Annotated in this window: 2 protein-coding genes; one reads left to right on the top strand and one right to left on the bottom strand. The window is 36.4% G+C overall.

Annotated elements, in window-relative coordinates; translation table 11 throughout:
- Positions 1 to 160 precede the first annotated feature (160 nt).
- Positions 161 to 1,138, bottom strand: coding sequence for a helix-turn-helix domain-containing protein (locus VLC96_RS09530; protein ID WP_325262440.1), 978 nt, complete (start codon positions 1,136 to 1,138; stop codon positions 161 to 163).
- 670 nt (positions 1,139 to 1,808) lie between these two features.
- Between VLC96_RS09530 and VLC96_RS09525 the strand changes: the two genes are divergently transcribed.
- Positions 1,809 to 4,472, top strand: a 2,664-nt coding sequence (locus VLC96_RS09525; RefSeq protein WP_325262438.1) for a DNA polymerase III subunit alpha, incomplete at its 3' end; no start/stop codon positions are given.

Here is a 4,472-nt window from a genome sequence, read left to right as displayed (position 1 = left end):
AAAAGTTCCGGAGTAGTGATGGATTGCGATTTAAATATTACCTTAGCCATTGCTTGTTTTTTGTGCAACTCTAAGATACTATTTTAGATTAAAAACAGCAAAAAAAAAGGCTGCCCTTACTTTTTGGACAGCCTCTTTTTTTGAACAAATTAAAAGGTAATTATCCTGCTATCTCAAATTCCTGTTTTTGCAGGTCACTTGGCAGAATATTGTGGTATTTTTTAAAAGCAGCAGAAAATTTACTGGTATTCTCGTAGCCGAATTTATAGGAAATCTCTTTTATCATAAATTTGTTTTCAAGAATAAGTTCTTTGGCCTGTAACATTTGTTTTTCCTGAAAATATTTATAAATTGGTTTTCCAAAAAACTGCTTAAATTCAGATTTTAGCTTAGTTTCTGAGATTTTAAATTTTGTTGAAAGTACCTCGATACCGGGAAATTTATCAAATAAATTATTAATTAAATAGTTTTCAACTTGGTTAATGATGAATTTATCCTCATAGTCTATCGTAATATAAGATTCTGTAACCTTTTGTTCCTTACAAAGCCTGAAGAAATCAAAAATAAGATTAATCGTTGAGAATTTGAGTTGTAGAAAGTCTATAGGAGCTGCCTCGCCATAAATGTTCATAACATCGTCAAAATGGCTAAAATTTTTAAGTACTTCTTCATTACCTTTCAAAGGCCACGCAATATAGGGCTTATCTGAAGCAATAAAGTTGGCAAGACCTCCTTCCGAGAAAAGTGTATTCTGTGCCAAATTGCGTTGCAGCCATTCATCATTAAAATACAAGGTAATATATTTGTTGTCTGAACCTTTAAAATTCAAATCGCAGTTCCGTTCTTTTGGTTTAAAGAATGTCCAGTTATAGTTTGAAAAACAAAGTTGTTTTTCACAAATTTTTTCATCAATAGTTACTTGCTTTGAAATGTGATTCAGGCTTAACATGTAGTAGCCGTTATCTTCTATCTTCTTCTCTTTTGGATCATCATAAACAAGATCAAATGCAACATTGGTTTTATACTTCATTTTAGAGTAAATAATCCAACACCCTTCCTCAAGATTCTGATAACTGAAACCTCCCGAGCAAAAAGGCGTATTCGCATAAATGCTTTGTCTTTCTTTATTATGATTCATAAATGGGTATTTGGCAAAACTTTCCACCAAGTCCTTAGGAGATTTGTTGCTGTAAGGGAGATGATAAAATCCATTACTGTATGTAAAAAAGTACTGTTTGAACTGGTTAAGCCAGCTCTTCAAATTAATTAGAAGCATAAAAGGGTAAATAGGGGTCGGCAAATATAATATTAATTTGATAACTTTTGTATTTGGGCCTTGGTCATTTTCTAGCAGTGTGGAAGTCTCTGTGCACGCCGTGTTGATAGGAAATGTTAGCAATTTTCAAGGGAGTCTATCGTGAGGTAGAATCTGAAATAAGCCGTCAATAAAAGTGAGGTTCTGATGCACAGAAATCTAATATAAGGTTTACTTTTAGAGCTGCTTATGTAGCTCCATTTCTCAACGTTGTCGGGCTATCCATGCAGTTCGGTGGCTTATTTCTATTCCTCACGTTACCGCATCATGTTTTTGGATGTTTAAGAATGTTTGTTTTACGAACTAAATTTAGAATCAATGGCTTAATCAAATATCATTTTTGTTAATAATTTAAGCTTTCCGTTCCTTAAAAAAACCTAAATTTGAACCTCCACCATTTTGAATTTGAACACTTTTTATTATTCATAAAATCAATATTTTAGGATAGTAAAGGACTGGAAAAATGGAACTTTAATTTTGCTTTTTAGAAACTATGTACTTAATATTCGATACCGAAACTACTGGATTACCTAAGCGTTGGGATGCGCCCATCACCGACTCAGACAACTGGCCTCGCTGTATACAAATCGCTTGGCAGTTGCATGATGAAATGGGAACACTTATCGAGCATCAGGATTATTTGGTGCAGCCAGAAGGGTTTAATATTCCTTATGATGCTGAGCGTATTCACGGTATTTCAACCGAATTGGCGCAACACGATGGAATTCCGTTGATGGAAGTTTTGGAGAAATTCAATACTGCATTAGGCAAAGCCAAATTTATCGTTGGGCAGAATTTAGGATTCGACGTGAATATCATGGGAGCCGAACTGCACCGAATGGGAGTTAATTCGCCAATGAGTTCAATGCCTGTTTTGGATACTTGTACCGAAGTAACAGCTTCGTTATTAAAATTACCTGGAGGTCGTGGAGGAAAATTCAAATTGCCTACGCTAACTGAATTACATAGTTATTTATTTAATGTTCCTTTTGCGGAAGCGCACAACGCAACTGCCGATGTTGAGGCAACTACACGTTGTTTTTTAGAATTAGTTAGAAGAGAAATTTTTACTAAAGAAGAACTGGATGTTCCAGCTTCTTATTTCAAAGAATTCCAAGCCAAAAACCCACAGGAAATTCAACTTATTGGATTAAAACATATTAATCTAAAACAAGCTTCTGATAAAATCCGTGAGCAACTAAAAGCAATAGCATCAGATGGCAAAGAAGTTGTTATTTCCGATTCGGATAAGCATGATTTAAAAGAAGCCAAGTTTGCCCATTTGCATAATCACACACAATTTTCGGTATTGCAATCGACTATCGGAATTGGGAATTTGGTTTCGGCTACCGCCAAAAATGGAATGCCAGCTGTTGCAATGACCGACACAGGAAACATGATGGGAGCTTTCCATTTTGTGAGTGCGGTTATGAATCATAATAAATCGGCTTCCGCCAAAAATAAAGCTTTGGTTGAAGAAGGTGCAGAACCAACCGAAACAGAAATTAAACCTATTGTAGGTTGCGAATTCAATATTTGTGACAACCATTTGGACAAAACCAAAAAAGACAATGGTTATCAGGTAGTTTTATTGGCTAAAAATAAAAACGGCTATCATAATCTGGCCAAAATGGCTTCGATTGCTTATGTGAATGGTTTTTATTATGTGCCAAGAATTGATAAAACCATAGTCGAAAAATACAAAGAAGACATCATGGTTTTGTCTGGGAATTTATACGGAGAAATTCCAAGTAAAATTCTGAACATCGGTGAAAACCAAGCCGAAGAAGCTTTGATTTGGTGGAAAGAACAATTTGGAGATGATTTTTATCTCGAAGTCATGCGCCACAATCAGGAAGACGAAAATCGTGTTAACAAAACATTGATTGAGTTTTCGCAAAAACACAATGTCAAGCTTATTGCTACCAACAATACTTTTTACCTTAATAAAGAAGATGCCAACGCACATGATATTTTGCTGTGTGTAAAGGACGGTGAAAAACAAGCTACACCAATTGGTCGTGGCCGTGGATATCGTTATGGATTACCAAATCAGGAGTATTATTTTAAATCGGGAGAAGAGATGAAAAAACTCTTTTCTGATTTGCCGGATGCGATTATCAATATTCAGGAAATTGTAGATAAGGTCGAAATTTACTCATTATATAGAGATGTATTACTTCCAAAATATGATATTCCAGAAGAGTTCATCGATCCAGAAGATGAAAAAGACAATGGAGTTCGTGGAGAAAATGCCTATTTGCGTCATCTTACTATGGCTGGTGCCAAAAGAAGATATGGAGAAATAACCGAATCTATTCAGGAACGTTTGGATTTTGAATTACTTACGATTTCGAATTCAGGTTATCCGGGTTACTTTTTGATTGTACAGGATTTCATCGCCGAAGCCCGAAAAATGGATGTTTCAGTAGGGCCGGGGCGTGGATCGGCAGCAGGTTCTGCGGTGGCGTATTGTTTAGGAATTACTAATATTGACCCGATTAAGTACGATTTGCTTTTTGAGCGTTTCCTGAATCCTGATCGTGTGTCCATGCCCGATATTGATATCGATTTTGATGACGAAGGCCGTGGTCGCGTAATGGATTATGTAATTAATAAATACGGAGCGAATCAGGTGGCGCAGATTATCACTTATGGTAAAATGGCGACCAAATCGGCTATTCGTGATACGGCTCGTGTATTGGATTTGCCATTATTTGAAGCCGATAGGATTGCCAAATTAATTCCGGGGATGATGCCGTCCAAGTGGAATTTGGCGCGTTTCCTTTCTGAGTCTGAAGATGAAGTAAAAAAAGCATTAAAAGGGGCTGATGAATTTGAACTTGTAAAAGAATTAATTGCCATTGCCAATGAAGATGATTTGGCCGGAGAAACCATTCAACAGGCGAAAATTCTTGAAGGTTCGATGCGAAACACCGGAATTCACGCCTGCGGGGTAATTATCACTCCATCGGATATTACGAATTATGTTCCGGTAACCACAGCCAAAGATTCGGATTTATATGTTACCCAATTTGACAACTCCGTTGCCGAAAGTGCAGGACTGTTAAAAATGGACTTCTTGGGTCTGAAGACCCTAACACTGATTAAAGACACCGTAAAATTGGTAAAGTACAGAACCGGTATTCAATTGGAC

Source organism: Flavobacterium sp., from assembly GCF_035456085.1.
GTDB lineage: Bacteria > Bacteroidota > Bacteroidia > Flavobacteriales > Flavobacteriaceae > Flavobacterium.
This window is presented reverse-complemented; position numbering and strand designations above follow the sequence as displayed.